Below are 16,564 nucleotides of genomic sequence, written 5' to 3'. Positions count from 1 at the left end.
TATGGCTGACTTCCGGCCGGCTGGATGGAGTCTGTATTCGGCCATGGCTGCCGTTAAAGAGACGGCTAGCGACCCGCGTGAACCAGGAGATCGGCATGAAGGTGTTCGTCTACGAGGTGAGTAAGACTGGCGAGCGAAAGCTCGTCACCGTGAAGGAGCGCTGATAGGAGCCCCGCCGTAGGCTGACGGGGCCCTATTGTCACAGCTTCTTCTTGAAGTAGTCGTCCTTTATGACTAGACGGCTCTTCACGTCGTCAGGTATGAGGAGGTCGCAGTGGTTTTCGTGGACCACGAATGTGATGCCGGCCCGGAGAAGGTCCTTCTCCATTTGGTCCGTCCCTAGCGCGGCCCAGTGCTGGCGATAGGTCACCCCCATGGGCTTGTACGTCCAGCGGTCCTTCGTGCTTTCCGGGTCGATCTTCTTCAGTTCGGCGCCGAGTTTCTGGAGTGCTTCCTGCGCCTGCTCCTGAATGAACCCTCCGACTGCGAACACGCCACCGGGGGCGAGGCCATCCATGTAGTGCTTAATCGACGCCTGGAGCTCCGTGACGCGGGACTGATTCTCCGCGCCCCGGGCATACTCCCGGTAGATCACCTCGAAGTCGCCCAGCTGGTCAAGGACTGTGTCGGCGAGGGCCCCGTAGGCTTCGTCTGGGTCGAAGACCGGGGCTCCGCACGGCTCCCTGGTGTAGGACGAGCACCGCAGCTTGGGGTACTGCTTGACCGTCCCGTTCGTTCGCCTCTTCGTCGATATGTGCTTGTACATGTTGGCGTTGCACGCGCCACACTTGATCACACCGAGGAACAGTGACAGCTTCTTCCCCTTCGAGGACTTACGCCCGTGCTTGGCGTTCTGTTTCAGCCTGTCCTGGATGGCGTCGAACTCTTCGTCGGTGAAGATCGGAGGGGCGAGCCTGATCGGCTGGCCATCTGCTCCGTAGACGATGCGTGAGATGTCCTTGCTCTTCGCTTTGGGCGGCCGAATCACGCGGACGCCCTTGAGCGCGGGGTTCGTCAGGATCGCTGTGAGATTCCTTGCGTACCACTTCCCGCCGTTGGGGGCAGGAACGCCCGCTCGGTTCACGATCTGCGTGATCTTGTACATGGACCGGCCGCGCATGAGCATGGCGTAGATCCACCGGAGCACCCGCTTGCGGAATGGGTGCACGACCAGCCTGCGCCCGTCGGGGCCGTCCTCTGTGGTGTAGCCGTATGTCGGCTTGCCGATCACCCACCGGTCGGTGGTCCTTGCGTACTTCCACAGGGACTCGAGGCGCACGCCGGTATTTGCGGCTTCGATGCGCGCCATGCCGGCGATCATCGTGACCATCATCTCGCCGTACGCGCTGTCGAGGTCGATCGGATCCTTGTCAGCCGCGAGCACCTTGTCGTACTCCCTGCACCACTCGATCATGAGGTGTAGGTCAGAGATCCGGCGTACGAATCGGTCAAGCTTCCAGAAGAGAATCTGGTCGAACTCGGGGGCACGGTTATTGATCCAGTCGCCCAGCTCGGGGCGCTTCCACGGTGGAACCTTCGTCGCCGAGACGTTGAGGTCCCTGGCCACTCCGACGACGCGGCAGCCGCGGTTGATGGCGAAACGGCGAAGATCCAATTCCTGCCGGACTGGGGAGGTCGTCTCCTCGGTCAAAACGGACAGGCGAACCGAGAGTAGAGCCCTTGGGGCGTCTGGCGGGAGCAGGGATTCCCTCTGCTTGAGGTCCTCCAGTTCCCGCAGCTCAGCAGGGGACCACTCAACGTCATGCATTGGCCAATCCTAACCATCGGGGATGCAATCGATGGTTCTTGGGTCGTTCTACCTTCATTTCCGTAATTCAGGCATCACGGTGCGTGCCTATCGGTCGAGATCCACATGAACCGACAGTCGGGCGGTCGCGTACAAAGCATGTAGATCTGGACCAAGAACCACACGTCTGGACGCCGAGCGCGGCGTGTACAGAACGAAGGGTTATTGCCCGACATCCACATGACCCCCGCCGAGGGCATGCACGCCCACCTCGACCTCCAGGGCGGCGCACCGGCCGGCGTGCTGCTGCCGATCCACTGGGCGACCTTCAACCTGGCTCCGCACCCGTGGGCCGAGCCCGGCGAGGGCACCGTCGAGGCCGCCGGGGCGGCCGGCCAGCGGATCGCGCTGCCCCGGCCGGGCGAGCCCTTCGAGCCGGGCGCCGAGCGGATCCCGGACGTCCCCTGGTGGCGTACGGTCGCCCGCGTCCCCGCGGGTGGCTGGGGAGCGCCCGCTCTCACCGACGGTCACGGACCGGCCCCGGACCGGACGGCCGTCGAGCCCCCGCCGGCCGCGGGGGCGGCGCCGCGGGACCCGGGCGCCGACCCGGAGCGCGGACCCCAGGAGGCCGCGCACACCCCGTAACGGGGGAGTGGACCGGGCCGGATCGCGCCCCTCCGAGGGGATTCCGGTCCGCGGTGATTTCCGTGGAGGGCGGAGGCGTAAGAACGCCTCCGCCCTCTTCCGTTCCCCTGTCGGCACGTTCCGCCGTTCATTTTCGGCCAGTTGGTTCTCGGCCTGTCGTGCGAGGGGTGATACCAGATGGGGTCGCGCTGCGGGTAAGTTTGCCAACTGCGCACCGCACATGAACGGTTGACGACTACAGTGTGTGGTTGATGATCATCGGTAGGCTCATCGGACCCCGGGGTCCACCCGTGCAGTCCACCCCCGGCAGTACCCCGCACCACCCCCGCACCACCGCACCAACCCCCCGACGTCCACCCCCTGCAGCACTCCTCCCGCAGTACGCCGATTCCTGGGCACGTACCAAGGACACTCATGTCTCAACTTCGCGCACCCGCCTCGCGGTCCGAACGCCGCGAGGGCGGGCGGCACGGCCGGACAGGCGCCCGCCCCGCCCCCGGTACCAGCAGCAACCCCCCCACGCAGAACCCCGCTCCGCACCCGACGGAAGCCCGCATACGCCCCCAGCTCCTGCGGACCTCCGTGCTCCCCGCCGTCGCGGTCGCACTGGGCGGCGCGGCCGCCGTCCTCTTCACCATCCGCTCCACCGGAGCCACTCCCACCCCCGGCCTCTGGGCCGCGCTCACCGGCGCCGCCGCCCTCACGGTCGCCTCCGTGACCGCCGCCGCCCTCGGCGCCGACCGCGCCGCCAAGGCGGTCCTCGACCGCTGCAACGCACTGCGCCGCACCAGCGCCCGCGGCCAGAGCGAACTGCGCACCGTCGTCGAGCAGCTGCGCCGCGGCGAGGCCCTCCCGCCCCGCCCCGCGCCGCCCACCTCGGCCGCGTCCGGTGACGAGTTCGACCTGCTCACCCAGGAGCTCAACCGCTCGCACGAGGCCGCCGTCGCGGCCGTCGTCCAGGCGTCCCGGCTCTCCAGCAGCGTCGGAAACGAACAGAAGGTCGAGGTCTTCGTCAACCTCGCCCGCCGCCTGCAGTCCCTCGTCCACCGCGAGATCCAGCTCCTCGACGAGCTGGAGAACGAGGTCGAGGACCCGGAGCTGCTCAAGGGCCTGTTCCACGTCGACCACCTCGCGACCCGCATCCGCCGTCACGCCGAGAATCTCGCCGTGCTCGGCGGCGCCATCTCCCGCCGCCAGTGGTCGAACCCCGTCACCATGACCGAGGTGCTCCGCTCCTCGATCGCGGAGGTCGAGCAGTACCCGCGCGTGAAGCTGGTACCCCCGATCGACGGTACGCTCCGGGGCCATGCCGTGGCCGACGTCATCCACCTCCTCGCCGAACTCGTCGAGAACGCGACGCTGTTCTCGGCACCGCACACCACGGTGCTGCTCCGCGCCCAGTACGTCACGGCCGGACTGGCGATCGAGGTCGAGGACCGCGGACTCGGCATGCCCGTCACCGAGCAGAACAAGATGAACGCCCTGCTCTCCGACCCGGACCAGGTCAACGTCGCCCATCTGCTCCAGGACGGCCGCATCGGCCTCTTCGTCGTCTCGGCGCTGGCCCGCCGGCACGGCATCGCCGTCCGCCTCCAGTCCAACATCTACGGCGGCGTCCAGGCCGTCCTCGTCCTCCCGCAGGGCCTCCTCGGCGCCGACCCCGAGGGCCTCGCGCAGCACGAGCGCCAGGCCGCCGCGGCCGCCGGCTCCTCGGCGATCCCGCCCCAGCAGGTGCAGATGCAGCCCCAGCCGCAGCCCGCGGTCCCGGCCCAGGCCCCCGCCGAGCTCCAGAGCCCGGCACCGGCCCAGGCCCCCGCGCACGCCCCCGCCCCGGTCGCCCCCGCGCCCGTGGCCGCACCCGCGCACACCCCGGCGCACGCCCAGGCCGCCCCCGCCCCGGCGCGCCCGTCCGGGACCGGCGCCGAGCCGATGGCCACGCGCCACGACGACCCGTTCGCGGCGACCCCGCACGCGTACCCCCGTACGCACCCGGAGTCGAACGGCTACGCGGACCGGGCCGACCACGGCACCCCCGCCGGGCACGCCCCCGCCGGTAGCTCCCCGGTGGCAACGGCCCCGTCCCCCGGGCCGGACCTCCTCGGCGCGTCGGCCCCCCCGGCCCACCGCGCCGAACCCCCCGGCCGGCCGAGCCTCCCCAAGCGGCGCGCCCAGGAGCACCTCGTCCCGCAGCTGCGCGACGAGCCCGCGGCCCGCAAGCCCGAGGAGCACGCCCTGCACGACCCCGGCCTCATGGCCGCCTTCCAGCGCGGAATCGGCCTCGCCGAATCCCAGCCCTCCCCCCATGACCTGCCGCCCCCCGGCGACGCGCACAAGGAGTAGATGCACCATGGCGAGCAATGTGCCGACCGGCCATTCCTCGGATCTCGACTGGCTGCTGAGCGGTCTTGTCCAGCGGGTCCCCTACACCCGCAACGCGGTTCTGCTCTCCTCCGACGGCCTCGTGAAATCGGTCCACGGCCTCGACGCCGACGCCGCCGACCACATGGCGGCCCTCGCCTCCGGGCTCTACTCGCTCGGACGCAGCGCGGGCGCCCGGTTCGGCGACGGCGGCGAGGTCCGGCAGGTGGTCGTCGAACTCGACTCCACCCTGCTCTTCGTCTCCACGGCGGGCTCCGGAACGTGTCTCGCCGTCCTCGCCGGACGCGAGGCGGACGCCGCCGTCCTCGGGTACGAGATGGCCATGCTCGTCAAGAGCGTCCGTCCGTACCTGGTCACTCCTGCCCGGCAGGCGGCCGGTGCGGCAGGTGGCATCGGACAGTGAACGTGACGTCCCATCAGGAAGGACCCTGGCTCGACGACGCGGCCGGCCGGCTGATCCGCCCCTACACCGTGAGCGGCGGCCGGACCAAGCCCACGACCGCCCTGGACCTGCTCTCGATGGTGATGGCGACCGGATCGTCCCCGCAGCCGCACATGGGACCCGAGCACAGCCTGGCACTCGGGCTGTGCGACGGACCCACGTCGGTGGCGGAGATCGCGGCGCACTTACGGCTGCCGGCCGTCGTCACCAAGGTCCTGATCTCCGACCTCGTGGACTGCGGGGCGCTCACCGCCAGGGCGCCCCGGTTCCACGCCAATCCCACCGACCGTTCTCTGCTGGAGGCAGTGCTCGATGGCCTACGACAACGGCTCTGAGCGCCACGCGAGTTCCACGGCCGACCCGTTCCCCACCGCGCTGAAGATCCTGGTGGCGGGCGGATTCGGCGTGGGCAAGACCACCTTCGTGGGCGCCGTCAGCGAGATCGAACCGCTCAGCACCGAGGAGCTGCTGACCTCGGTCAGCGCGGCCACCGACAGCCTGGAGGGCGTTGAGTCCAAGACGACCACCACGGTCGCCATGGACTTCGGCCGCATCACGCTCGACGACCGGCACGTCCTCTACCTCTTCGGCACCCCGGGCCAGGAACGCTTCTGGTTCATGTGGGACGAGCTCTCCGAGGGTGCGCTCGGAGCGGTCGTCCTCGCCGACACCCGCAGGCTCCAGGAATGCTTCTCCGCCGTCGACTTCTTCGAACGGCGGGGCATCGAATTCGTCGTCGCGGTGAACGAGTTCGACGGCGCCTACCGCTACGAACCGGACGAGGTGCGGGCCGCGCTCGACCTCAAGCCGGAGGTGCCGGTCGTCCTGTGCGACGCCCGGATCTCCAGCTCCGGCATCCGCACCCTGCTGACCCTCGTCCAGCATCTGCTCACCAACATCCCGGCCGCCGTGCCGAGCTTCGGAGCCACGCCATGACCTACGATCCGACCGGTCACCTTCTGCTGACCCCCATCGACAAGGAGGCGCCGGCCCGCGTGCAGCGGCTGCGCGAACTCGGTCTCGGCGAGCGGCCGGAGCCCGCCTTCGACGAGTTCGCCCACCGGCTCGCGGACGTCACCGGAGCCCCGTTCTCGATGGTCAACTTCATCGACGAGAACCGGCAGTTCTTCGCCGGTCTGCACACCCCCGCGGGCACCCACTCGGGCAGCGACCTGGGCGCGGCCGCCGCGGGCAGTGGCGGGGTCGGCCGCTTCATGGCCCGCGACCACGGGTACTGCCCGCACGTCGTGGTCCGGCGCAAGGCGCTCGTCCTGGAGGACGTCTGCGACTACCCGCGGTTCGCGGGAAACCCCGTCGTCGACGAGATCGGCATCCGCTCCTACATGGGCGCGCCGCTGATCGACCGCACCGGCGTCGCCCTCGGCACGATCTGTGTGGTCGACACCGACGTCCGGCCGTGGGGCCGCGCCGGTCTGGAGACCATCAAGGCCATGGCGGCGGAGCTGATGGAGCAGATCAACCGCCGCGAGGACGGCATGTTCTGACGTCCTGACGGCAACGAGGGAGCCCCGGCCGCGGTGATCACCGCGGCCGGGGCTCCCTCACGTCGCAAGGTGCCGGCACCCGCCGGCACGTCCGTCATGCGTGCAGAGGTTCGAGGTCCGGCGTGCGGACGACCTCGGAGAGCCGCTCCGACCAGCTGCCCTTGGCCTGTCCGAGGGCCACCTCGCCCAGCCGCAGCAGCTGGATGTCGGAGGTGCCGGCCGGGGCGAAGATGTGGTGCGCGTCCCGGAGGTACCGCTCGATGGACCGGTCGGTGAAGAGACCGGCGGCGGCGTGGATCTCCATGGCGTTGCGGCCGGAGTCGATCGCCGACTCGACGTTCACGAGCTTCGCGTTCATCAGCTCGGTGTCGCAGGAGAGCCCCTGGTCGAGCAGGTGCACGGCGTGGTACGCGGCCAGCCGGGCCGTCATGAGCCGGGACTGCATCTGCCCCAGCTTGAGCTTCACGGTGGGGAGTTCGGAGAGCGGCTTCCCGTAGCGGATGCGCTCGGTGGCGAAGCGGGTGGTCTCCTCCAGGATGGCCCGGTGGATGCCGAGCGAGACGGCGGTGAGGTTGGCCCGGCCGTAGAGGACGCTGGAGGAGTACGCGACGGCGAGGCCGTCCCCCTCGTCGCCGAGGCGGTTGGCCGCGGGCACCCGGCAGTTCTCGAAGATGAGCTCGCCGAAGCTGAAGCCGTGCAGTCCCATGGCGGGCTGCTGGGGCCCCGTACGGAAGCCGGGGCGATCGGATTCGACCAGAAAGGCCGTGAGCCCCTTTGATCCCGGACCGGTCCTGACCACGACGCCGTGCAGATCGCCCACGTGGCTGTTGCCGACGTACACCTTGCTGCCGTTCAGGATGTAGTCGTCCCCGTCACGCACCGCGCTCGCCGACATGCCGAGGACATGGCCGCCGGACTCCGGTTCCGTGACCGCGATCGTGGGGAGGCACTCACCCGCGGCGACCGCCGGGAGCCAGGTCTTGCGCTGCTCGTCGCTGCCGAAGTGGACGATCTTGGCGGTGCCCAGCTGCGAGGCCTGCACCATGGCGCCCATGGCGCCGCTGACCCGCGAGAGCTCCTCGATGATGATGGTTTTGGCCAGGTGGCCGGCGCCCATGCCGCCGTACTCCTGGCTGATAGTCGCGCCCAGCCAGCCCTGCTCCGCGATCTTCCGGGACAGTTCGTGGTGCACCGTCCGGGAGGCTTCCATCTCGGCTATCCGTGGCCGGACCTCACGCTCCGCGAAGTCACGGACTGTTTCCCTGAGCCGATGATGGAGTCGGCTGCTGAAGTAGCTGTCCATACGAGTCCCTCCCCTGCGAAAACCGTGCTCGGTGGGTCCGAGCAGGTGGTGCATCGGCAGTGGTCCCGTCCCGAACAGGCCGACCTCTTCATGGTGTTGATCTTTACGGGACGGATCAATATCGCCACAATTTTTGTCCGAAACACGAGCTGTTGACGGTTGAATGCGACTGTGTTTCGCGTGCTCTTGGCCTGCTCGGTCCGATCCGGAGTCCATTCCCCCTGGGCATCTTTCTGCCACATGCCAACGGCAACGAGCGCCGAGGCATATGGCCGCGAGAGCGCGCGAGTCGTCCCATGAGCCCCTTCATCCCCACACAACCGTCATGCCGGATCTTCCGCCCCACCCGGAAACCCCCGGAAGCGCGGGCTCCCCTCGCGCTCCGCCGCCCGCGTCCGCCCACCCCCGGGGGCGCGCGGACGCGCCCTCCCGCGCGCAGGCGCATGACAGAGAGTGAGCACCCCCGCTCCGGCGCGCGCGCCGCATGCGCCGGAGCGGGGGCGCCGGAAAGGGGTTCGTGATCACCGGGGAAAGTGCGGTATTGTTCTTCTGCGCGTTCGGCCGGGGGAAACCCCAGGTCAGACGGGCATCGGGACGTGGCGCAGCTTGGTAGCGCACTTGACTGGGGGTCAAGGGGTCGCAGGTTCAAATCCTGTCGTCCCGACCACGCGGAAACGCAGGTCGGAGGCCGTTCTCTCATCCATGAGAGAGCGGCCTTTCGTGCGTCCGGAGGTCGTGGTGACCGCAGCCCTCGCCGATCGGCCGCCGTCTTCATGCCGCACCAGGGGTTAATGAGCGAAACCTGGGCAAGTGCGGGCGTGAGGGTAAAAACGATGCTTCGATCGACCAGGAGGAGCCTTGAGTGACTTCCAGGAATCGGGCCGCCGGCAGGACAGCACCACGGCGGCTGTAGCGCAGACGGCCCAGGACAAGGCGGGCGAGGGCGCCGCGCTGGTCGGCGGGAAGGCCGCCGAGGTGGGCGGGACGGCCAAGGAGCAGGCGGCCAACGTCGTCGGCGAGGCCACCGCTCAGGCGCGCAGTCTCGTCGAGGACCTGCGGGGGCAGCTCCAGGGGCAGGCGCAGTCCCAGACCGAGCGCCTGGCGGAGAACGTCCGCCGGCTCGCTCAGGAGCTCCGGGAGATGAGCGAGGGCGGCAAGCCCGACTCGACCATGGTGGGCGTGGCCCGTCAGTTGGCCGACTCGGGCGAACAGGCGGCCGGGCGCATAGAGCAGCGCGGCCCCGACGGGCTGGTCGGCGACCTGCAGAACTTCGCCCGCCGCCGCCCGGGTGCCTTCCTGGCGGGCGCCGCGGTGGCGGGGTTCCTGGTGGGCCGGGCCGGCAAGGGAGTGGGCGCGGCCTCCTCCTCCGGCGGCGGCGGTGGCGAAGGCGGCGACTCCGCCGCCCCGGACCGGACCGCGCGCGGTGTCGCCGCTCCGACCGGCCGTCCCGGCGCGCCCGCCGCGTACGAGGACTTCACCGACACCTACGGGCAGTCGCAGCCGCCGCACGTGGTGCCGAATCCGCCGCCCTACCCGCCGCCGGTCGGTGGGGAGCCGTACGGCGGCACGCCGCGCCCGGGAGAGGGGAGGTGACCCGTGGCCACCTCGTACCAGGAACGGCCGACCCGTCAGGGACCGCCGCCGGCGGCGGCCGCGGAGCCGTCGATCGGTGATCTGGTCGGTGCGATCGGCCAGGACCTGACCGGTCTGGTCCGCACCGAGATCGAACTGGCGAAGGCCGAACTGAAGCAGGAGTCGGCCAAGGCCGGCAAGGCGGCCGGAATGCTGGGCGGCGCGGGCTACGCGGGCCACATGGTGCTGCTGCTCGGCAGCCTCACGGCCGTGTTCGCCCTGGCCCACGTCCTCGACATCGCGTGGGCCGCACTGATCGTCACCGCCCTGTGGGCCGTCGTGGGCGCGGTGCTCTACGTTCGCGGACGCGCCGGCTGGCGCGACGTCCATCTCAAGCCCGAACAGGCCGTGGAATCGCTGAAGGAGGACGCACGATGGGCCCGACACCCGACGAGCTGAGGACCGACGCGGAGTACCGGCGCGCGCACCTGGCGCACCACGTCGATGCTCTGGCCGACAGGATGGCCCCCGGCAGGGTGGCACGGCGCAAGGCCGATTCGGTGCGCCACCGGGTCAGCGGAGTGAAGGAGCGGGTGATGGGAAGCGCACAGGGCACGGCACACGGAGCGTCCGAGGGCCTCGGCCAGGCCGCCGACAGCGTGGCGGCGACCGCCCGGGAGGTGGGCGGAACCGTCAACGAGGCCGTCCAGAAGGCGCCTTCGCAGGTGAAGCGGCAGACCCAGGGCAGCCCCCTGGGCGCGGGACTGATCGCCTTCGGCGCCGGCATGCTGGCCGCCGCCCTCTTCCCGGCCACGGAGGCGGAGGAACGCGCGGGACAGAAGCTGCGCGAGCACTCCGGCGAACTCCTCGACCCCGTCAAGCAGACGGTCGTCGAAGCGGCCCAGGAGGTCAGGGACGAGATGCGGGAACCCGCCGCCCAGGCCGTGGAATCGGTGAAGGGCACCGCCCAGGAAGCGGCGGAGACGACCAGGGACCACGCGCAGAGCGCCGGGCAGGAGACCGCACAGGGTCTGCGCCAGGTGGGCCAGGACGCCGCCGAAGAAGTGCGCCGCACCCCCGGCACCCCCGGGTCGGCGGCTTCCTGAGCCTTCTCGCTCAGCCACCTCACCGTCGAACGGGCGGGCTCCTCGGGGGCCCGCCCGTTCCGTGTGGCCGTCGGCCAACTCCCGCACGTCGGCGGCGGGGTGGCACGATGAGGCGCAGTGCGCGGAAGTCCGCCCTGGACACCACACGAGGGGTAACGGTGCGAGAGATCGTCTATCTGTCGGAAGGCAAGCTCAAGCAGTTCCTGCCCGAGCCGAGGAGGGCTCCCCGCGCGGGCGCACTGCGGGTGACGACCCCGGTGGGCGGATTCGACGTGGAGTCACCGGCCGCGGACGGCGACCAGTCCCGGTTGCGGCACCTGGAACTGGTCTCCCGGCACATGGAGGAGGTGTCCCGCTGGTACGAGGAACCCGACCTGCGGCCGGGTGAGTGGGTGCAGTTCGAGGCCCGTCTGCGGTCGGTGACGCTCCCGGGCGCCCACCGGAACCTGGTGCTCTTCGTCGATCCGCCCCCGTCCGGGGGCGCCGGGCACGGGGGCGGGTGCCGGCTGCTGCTCCACGGGTCGGTCCGCCACCTGCGAGGCTGGATCCCCGAGACGGCCGACCCCCTGGAAACGGAGGCGGTCGACAACGAGGCCAGCTTCGGGCCGAGCTTCGTGACGCGGGCAGGTCAGGTCGTGCGCGCCCTCGACGGGCCGGAGGACGGGCCCGTCGGGGGCGAGGGGGCCGCGGAGCCGGTCAGGCGGTTGAGCAGCCGGGGGATCAGGGAACTCGTGGCCGCCCTCGACATGGAGAACGGGGACCTCGACACGGCCGTGCCGATGACGGGGTACGCGCGCGTCAGCGTCCTGGTGCCCGAGAGCGAGGACGGGCCGCGGTGCCTGGTGGCGAGCCCGCTGACCGTACAGATCACCCGGTCGTAGCGCTCCGCCGGGGGGCCGCTCCCCACGGGTGGGGCCCGGTGTGACTCACGTCACGAAATCGCTCCGCATGTTTCCGTTGTCGGCACCCCGGCCCGAGGCTCTCCCCTGCGCAGGGAACTCCACACGAGGCTGACGAAGGACGGACGGCGTGCAGCAGACCACGGGCTTTGAGCGGTTGGCGGACGACACGGAGCTGGTACGGGCGGCGCAGTACGGCGACCCGTGGGCCCGGGAGCGGCTCGTCGCCGCCCACCGCCCGCTCGTGCACGCCCTCGCGGCCCGCGCCCTCGACGGCCGCCCCGGAGCCGAGTCGGCCGTGCCCGCCGTCGTACGGGACACCCTCGGCCGGGCCGAGTTCGCCCTGGGCACCCTGCCCTCCCCGGAGGCCTTCCGCCCCTGGCTCGTCGCGATCGCCGTGGAGACCACGCTCGCGCACGCGGCCGCCGCCCACGGCGCGCCGGGCGCGGACGGCACCGAGCCGGCGCACTGGCTGGACGTCGAGGACGCCCTTCTCGCGGCCCTGGCGTCCCTGGAGGAGGAGGGGCGCCTGGGGCGCCACGAGACGGCCGCCGCGCTCCACTGGACCCCGCGCGACACCGCGATACGGATGGACGCGGTACGCATACGTCTGGGCGTGGCCCGGTCCGTGACCGCCGCCCTCGCCCGCGCGCCCCGCTGCCCCGGTCTCCGCGCGCAGGCCGCGACCTGGGACGGCCGCCCGAGCGCCCCCTGGCGCGACCACCTGGCCCGGCACACCGCCGAGTGCGCCGCCTGCGCGACGGGGTCCGCCGCCGGAGCCGTGCGGGGAGCCGCGGCGGGAGTGGCCCGGGCGGCCGCCCCGGTGACCGCGGAGCGCGAGGTCACCGTCGTGACGGCGGCCGGCGGGCGCAGCACCCGTGCGGCCCGGCGGCGCCGTCGCCAGGCCGACGAGCGGTCCCGCCGCCGCGCCGCCGTCGCGGCCGGGATCGCCGTCGTCGCGGTCACCGGAGGAGCCTTCTCGCTGTCCTCCGGACGCGACGGGAAGGAGGGCCTCCTGGAGGCCAACCGGGCCTCCGCCCCCCTCCTCGACCTCCCGTCGGCGAACGCGCCCGGCACCCTGGACGCCTCCGCCTCCACGACCGCCACCCCGTCCGCCTCCGCCTCTCCCTCGGCCTCCGCCACCAGGACGCCCGGCGCTCCCGCGCGCGCCACGGCGACGCCCACCAAGAGCCCGCGTCCCACCGCCGCCGCCACCACGTCGGCGCCCGCCCCCCGGCGCACCGCCACCCCCGCCGCCCCGGCCCCCACGCCCCCGAGGACGGCCGCCCCCACGGGCGGCACGGACACCGGACCGAGCGCCGGACCCCAGCAGGACAACGGCCCGTCGTCGGCGGCGGACCAGGTGATCGCGCTGGTCAACGCCGAGCGCGCCAAGGCCGGTTGCGGCGCCCTCACCGCCAACGCGACCCTGACGAGGGCGGCCCAGGGCCACTCCGAGGACATGGCGGCCCGGGACTTCTTCGACCACACCAACCCGGACGGGGACGGCCCGGGGGAGCGGGTCACGGCCGCGGGCTACCCGTGGTCGACGTACGGCGAGAACATCGCGATGGGGCAGAGCACGCCGGAGCAGGTCATGGAGTCCTGGATGAACAGCCCCGGCCACCGCGCGAACATCCTCAACTGCGACTTCAAGGAGATCGGCGTCGGCATCCACACCGACGGCGGTCCGTACTGGACCCAGGTGTTCGGGGCACGCTGACGCCTTCCCGCTGACGCGCTCCCGCCGACGGCCTGCCCGCGACGGGCTGCCCGGGTGGCCCGGGCCCGCGGCCGGCCCGTCGTCGGCCCGCCGTCGGCACGCCGTCAGAGGCGGCGGACGACCTGGGCCTGGGTCCGCTCCACCGAGGCCCGGCCGTGGACGTGCACGAGCGCCAGGTGGAACAGGGCCGGGGCGACGGGCGCCCAGCGGTGCAGCCGCTCGGGTGCCAGGAGGAAACGGGTCACGTCGGCGGTCCGGAACGGCACGTACTCGATCGCCTGGTGCTCCCACCGGTCGGCCACGCCCCGGCTCATCCGCTCGCGCAGCCCGTCGCCGGTCAGCTCGTTCAGGCGCGCGTAGAACTGGGCGGCCCACTGCCGTCGGTCCACGTCGAGAACGAAGGCCAGCAACTCCAGCGTGTACTCGTGCGGTTCGAGCGCCAGCTCCTCGCGCATGCCGCGGCGGGCCAGGGCGTGCAGATCGGGCGCGTTGCGGCCGGCCGAGTCGATGTGCCGCGAAAGCCCTTCGTTCACCGAGGAGTTCCAGAAGCCGGCGCCGACCCGCACCCGGTCGCTGCGGCGCGTCACGACGAGCAGGTCGTCGGCGGTCACGACGGCGACGTTGGCGCCGAAGCTGCACTGGAGGAACGCGGGCGCGGCCAGCGGATCGGAGGGGTCGAGGTAACGGCCGCGCGGGGTGGTGCCGTCGGTGAACCGGCGGTCGAGCTGCTGGGCGGCGAGGAAGGTGAAGTAGTCGGTGGGCCGCAGCCGCAGGTGCACCTCGGACCGTTCGTCGAGCGCCGTACGGGAGACCTCCACAGCCTCGACGGCGTACCGGGGCCCGTTCCACACCGGCGCGCGGTCGCCGGTCTCGGCGGCGCGGGCCTCCTCCGCCTCGATCTCGGCGCGCCACCGGGCCATCTCCTCGGGCAGAGCGACCTCGCCTTCGAGGACCTGGACGTGGACCGACTCGGGGGCGACGGCCCGGTCGCCGTCACCCTCCACGATCAGCGCGGAGGTGTGCAGCGGACCGAGCGAGAACCCGGACCAGGCCACCGGGGCGCCGTCCTGGCGCCGACGGTGGACGAAGCTCCGCACCGCACCGGCCGAGCGGCGCCGTACCCGGAACCAGGCGTCCTGCGTCCACTGCTGGAACAGCGTCGCGAAGACGACGCCGAGGATCGCGCCGACGATTCCGTTTCCAAGATCTATGCCTTCCACGGCCGTCAGCCTAGGGGGAGACACCCCCGAGGACGTCCGGCCAAGCGGCCGGATAAAACCCTTGGACGGTGCGCGTCCAGCCACGGAACACTGCCCATCCTGTCCACTTCGCTCCGACAAGGCAGGGTTGGGATGGTAAAGACGGAATCGCGCAAAGGTTCGCCGGACAGGGGTCCGGTGCTCCTCGCACTTCGCTACTACGGAAGGGAGTTGACCCGACTCAAACGGCTGACGGTGCCGGCGATGCTGCTGCCGGCGCTGGGCAACATCGGCATCTTCTACGTCGTGCCGCTGCTCGTCGCCAAGCTCGTCGGCGAGATCGCGGGGGACGGCGAAGGAGGCGGAGACCGGAGCGGGGGCGCGGGCGGGGCGGCTGATGCGGAGTCGATGCTGCCGTACGTCCTCGGCTTCGCCGGAGTCCTGCTGCTCGCCGAGACGCTGTGGCGCGTCGGGCTGCACTGCCTGAACCGCCTCGACGCCAACGGCATCGAGAACCTCTACGCCATCGGCATGGACGAGCTGTTCGCCAAGGACGCCGCCTTCTTCCACGACAACTTCGCCGGCTCCCTCACCAAGCGGGTCCTGAGCTTCGCCTCCCGGTTCGAGGAGTTCGTCGACACCCTCACCTTCTCCGTCATGGGCAGCTTCGTGCCGCTGGCGTTCGCCTCCGTCGTGCTCTGGACGTACGAACCCCTGCTCGTCGTCGGCCTGTTGGTGATGATCGCGGTGACGGCCCTGATCGTCCGGCCGCTGATCCGGCGCCGTCAGGCGCTCGTCGACCAGCGCGAGGAGGCGATCGCCCGGGTCTCGGGACACGTCGCCGACAGCCTGATGAACATGGACACCGTCCGGGCGTTCGCCGCCGAGGAGCGCGAGGCCGCCGAACACCGGTTCCGCGTCGCGGAGTCGCGCCGCCTCACGCTCCGCTCGTGGGACTACGGCAACCTGCGCATCGACACGCTGGTCGCGCCCATGTCCGTCCTCACCAATGTGCTGGGCCTCCTGCTCGCCCTCTCGCTCGGCGCGGGGGAGCACGGCGTGGAGGCGGTCGTGGTCGCCTTCACCTACTACTCCAACGCCACGCGGATCATGTTCGAGTTCAACCAGATCTACCGCCGTCTGGAGAGCTCGATGACGGAGGCCGCGCAGTTCACGGAGCTGCTGCTCACCCGGCCGACGGTACGGGACCCGGAGGTGCCCGAGCCGCTCGCGCCCCGGGACGCCGGCGTGAGCTTCGAGAAGGTGACCTTCGCGCACACGGCGGGGAAGCCGCTCTTCGAGGGGCTCGACCTGACCGTGCCGGGCGGGGCGAAGGTCGGTTTCGTCGGCCGCTCGGGCGGCGGCAAGACGACCCTCACCCGGTTGCTGCTCCGGATGACGGACATCGACGGCGGCCGGATCACGATCGGCGGGCAGGACATCAGCAGGCTTCGCCAGGCCGACCTGCGCAGCCTCATCGCGTACGTGCCGCAGGACCCTGCGATGTTCCACCGCACGCTGCGCGACAACATCGCGTTCGCCCGGCCGGGTGCCACCGACGCCGAGATCCGCCGGGCGGCGGAGGCCGCGCACGTCACGGAGTTCGTCGACGGTCTCCCGGACGGCTTCGCCACGATGGTGGGCGAGCGCGGGGTGAAGCTCTCCGGCGGCCAGCGCCAGCGCGTCGCCCTCGCGCGGGCGATCCTCCGCGACGCACCGATCCTGCTGCTCGACGAGGCGACGAGCGCGCTGGACTCGGAGAGCGAGATCCTCGTCCAGGACGCGCTGTGGCGCCTCATGGACGGGCGGACGGCGCTGGTGGTGGCTCACCGGCTGAGCACGGTCGCCACCATGGACCAGCTCGTCGTCCTCGACAGCGGCCGCATCGTCGAGCAGGGCACGCACCACGAACTGCTCGCGGCGGAGGGAGCGTACGCGAAGCTGTGGCAGCACCAGTCGGGCGGTTTCCTCGACGGCACCCCCGCCGGCGCCGAGGTGGTGTAGCGGGGGCCCGGCGGGGGCGGCGCAGGTCACTCCGTCCCGC

General features: G+C 71.4%; 14 protein-coding genes, 1 tRNA gene and 1 pseudogene. 13 read left to right on the top strand and 3 right to left on the bottom strand.

The features are described 5' to 3' along the window. Window positions 1-199: 199 nt before the first annotated feature. Window positions 200-1,768, bottom strand: coding sequence for a recombinase family protein (locus ACWDVG_RS18595; RefSeq protein WP_397997391.1), 1,569 nt, complete (start codon window positions 1,766-1,768; stop codon window positions 200-202). A gap of 207 nt (window positions 1,769-1,975) precedes the next feature. Here ACWDVG_RS18595 and ACWDVG_RS18590 point away from each other — a divergent pair. The 6 genes and pseudogenes from ACWDVG_RS18590 to ACWDVG_RS18565 all read left to right on the top strand — a co-directional run. Further along, a pseudogene (locus ACWDVG_RS18590) lies at window positions 1,976-2,392 on the top strand (MBL fold metallo-hydrolase); the annotation flags it as partial. Window positions 2,393-2,806: 414 nt separating this feature from the next. Then, the gene (locus ACWDVG_RS18585; RefSeq protein ID WP_451700335.1) at window positions 2,807-4,732 is read left to right on the top strand and encodes an ATP-binding protein; all 1,926 of its coding nucleotides are present in this window, start codon (window positions 2,807-2,809) and stop codon (window positions 4,730-4,732) included. Window positions 4,733-4,739: 7 nt separating this feature from the next. Further along, entirely contained in the window at window positions 4,740-5,174 is a 435-nt protein-coding gene (locus tag ACWDVG_RS18580; protein WP_451700334.1) for a roadblock/LC7 domain-containing protein, read from the top strand. Then, window positions 5,171-5,548, top strand: a complete 378-nt coding sequence (locus ACWDVG_RS18575; RefSeq protein ID WP_451700333.1) for a DUF742 domain-containing protein — start codon at window positions 5,171-5,173, stop codon at window positions 5,546-5,548. Before ACWDVG_RS18580 ends, ACWDVG_RS18575 begins: the two co-directional genes overlap by 4 nt. Beyond that, the gene (locus ACWDVG_RS18570; protein WP_451700332.1) at window positions 5,526-6,149 is read left to right on the top strand and encodes a GTP-binding protein; all 624 of its coding nucleotides are present in this window, start codon (window positions 5,526-5,528) and stop codon (window positions 6,147-6,149) included. Before ACWDVG_RS18575 ends, ACWDVG_RS18570 begins: the two co-directional genes overlap by 23 nt. Next, window positions 6,146-6,718: a GAF domain-containing protein gene (locus ACWDVG_RS18565; RefSeq protein ID WP_451700331.1), complete on the top strand. Its 573-nt coding sequence runs from the start codon at window positions 6,146-6,148 to the stop codon at window positions 6,716-6,718. The genes ACWDVG_RS18570 and ACWDVG_RS18565 overlap by 4 nt, the downstream gene beginning before the upstream one ends. A 94-nt stretch (window positions 6,719-6,812) precedes the next feature. Here ACWDVG_RS18565 and ACWDVG_RS18560 read toward each other — a convergent pair whose 3' ends face one another. After that, the gene (locus tag ACWDVG_RS18560; RefSeq protein WP_451700330.1) at window positions 6,813-8,021 is read right to left on the bottom strand and encodes an acyl-CoA dehydrogenase family protein; all 1,209 of its coding nucleotides are present in this window, start codon (window positions 8,019-8,021) and stop codon (window positions 6,813-6,815) included. 590 nt (window positions 8,022-8,611) lie between these two features. On the opposite strand from ACWDVG_RS18560, the gene ACWDVG_RS18555 reads away from it, so the two are divergent. From ACWDVG_RS18555 to ACWDVG_RS18530, 6 genes are all read left to right on the top strand, one after another. Continuing rightward, window positions 8,612-8,688: transfer RNA gene (locus ACWDVG_RS18555), tRNA-Pro, on the top strand. 191 nt (window positions 8,689-8,879) lie between these two features. Then, entirely contained in the window at window positions 8,880-9,614 is a 735-nt protein-coding gene (locus ACWDVG_RS18550; RefSeq protein ID WP_451700329.1) for a hypothetical protein, read from the top strand. 3 nt (window positions 9,615-9,617) lie between these two features. Further along, complete coding sequence (locus tag ACWDVG_RS18545) at window positions 9,618-10,052, top strand: phage holin family protein (protein WP_451700328.1); 435 nt, start codon at window positions 9,618-9,620, stop codon at window positions 10,050-10,052. Next, window positions 10,028-10,699 (top strand): DUF3618 domain-containing protein, encoded by a 672-nt coding sequence (locus ACWDVG_RS18540; protein ID WP_451700327.1) that lies wholly within the window; start codon window positions 10,028-10,030, stop codon window positions 10,697-10,699. The genes ACWDVG_RS18545 and ACWDVG_RS18540 overlap by 25 nt, the downstream gene beginning before the upstream one ends. 158 nt (window positions 10,700-10,857) lie before the next feature. Beyond that, complete coding sequence (locus ACWDVG_RS18535; protein WP_451700326.1) at window positions 10,858-11,580, top strand: SAVMC3_10250 family protein; 723 nt, start codon at window positions 10,858-10,860, stop codon at window positions 11,578-11,580. A 148-nt stretch (window positions 11,581-11,728) separates the two neighbouring features. Next, the gene (locus ACWDVG_RS18530; RefSeq protein WP_451700325.1) at window positions 11,729-13,321 is read left to right on the top strand and encodes a CAP domain-containing protein; all 1,593 of its coding nucleotides are present in this window, start codon (window positions 11,729-11,731) and stop codon (window positions 13,319-13,321) included. Window positions 13,322-13,425: 104 nt separating this feature from the next. Here the strand turns inward: ACWDVG_RS18530 and ACWDVG_RS18525 are convergent, their stop codons facing one another. Continuing rightward, window positions 13,426-14,541 (bottom strand): hypothetical protein, encoded by a 1,116-nt coding sequence (locus tag ACWDVG_RS18525; protein WP_451700324.1) that lies wholly within the window; start codon window positions 14,539-14,541, stop codon window positions 13,426-13,428. A 132-nt stretch (window positions 14,542-14,673) separates the two neighbouring features. On the opposite strand from ACWDVG_RS18525, the gene ACWDVG_RS18520 reads away from it, so the two are divergent. After that, on the top strand, window positions 14,674-16,524 hold the full coding sequence (locus tag ACWDVG_RS18520) for an ABC transporter ATP-binding protein (protein WP_451700323.1): 1,851 nt from the start codon (window positions 14,674-14,676) through the stop codon (window positions 16,522-16,524). The last annotated feature ends 40 nt before the right edge of the window (window positions 16,525-16,564 follow it).

The sequence above is a fragment of the Streptomyces sp. NPDC003327 genome, from assembly GCF_053589515.1.
Note: the sequence above shows the minus strand (reverse complement) of the source record. Positions and strands in the feature narration are given on the sequence as shown.

Bases quoted from the DNA above. Each gene is read 5' to 3' on its own strand.
- ACWDVG_RS18595 (WP_397997391.1), bottom strand. From the start codon at position 1,768: ATGCATGACGTTGAGTGGTCCCCTGCTGAGCTGCGGGAACTGGAGGAC.
- ACWDVG_RS18585 (WP_451700335.1), top strand. From the start codon at position 2,807: ATGTCTCAACTTCGCGCACCCGCCTCGCGGTCCGAACGCCGCGAGGGC.
- ACWDVG_RS18580 (WP_451700334.1), top strand. From the start codon at position 4,740: ATGGCGAGCAATGTGCCGACCGGCCATTCCTCGGATCTCGACTGGCTG.
- ACWDVG_RS18570 (WP_451700332.1), top strand. From the start codon at position 5,526: ATGGCCTACGACAACGGCTCTGAGCGCCACGCGAGTTCCACGGCCGAC.
- ACWDVG_RS18565 (WP_451700331.1), top strand. From the start codon at position 6,146: ATGACCTACGATCCGACCGGTCACCTTCTGCTGACCCCCATCGACAAG.
- ACWDVG_RS18560 (WP_451700330.1), bottom strand. From the start codon at position 8,021: ATGGACAGCTACTTCAGCAGCCGACTCCATCATCGGCTCAGGGAAACA.
- ACWDVG_RS18540 (WP_451700327.1), top strand. From the start codon at position 10,028: ATGGGCCCGACACCCGACGAGCTGAGGACCGACGCGGAGTACCGGCGC.
- ACWDVG_RS18520 (WP_451700323.1), top strand. From the start codon at position 14,674: ATGGTAAAGACGGAATCGCGCAAAGGTTCGCCGGACAGGGGTCCGGTG.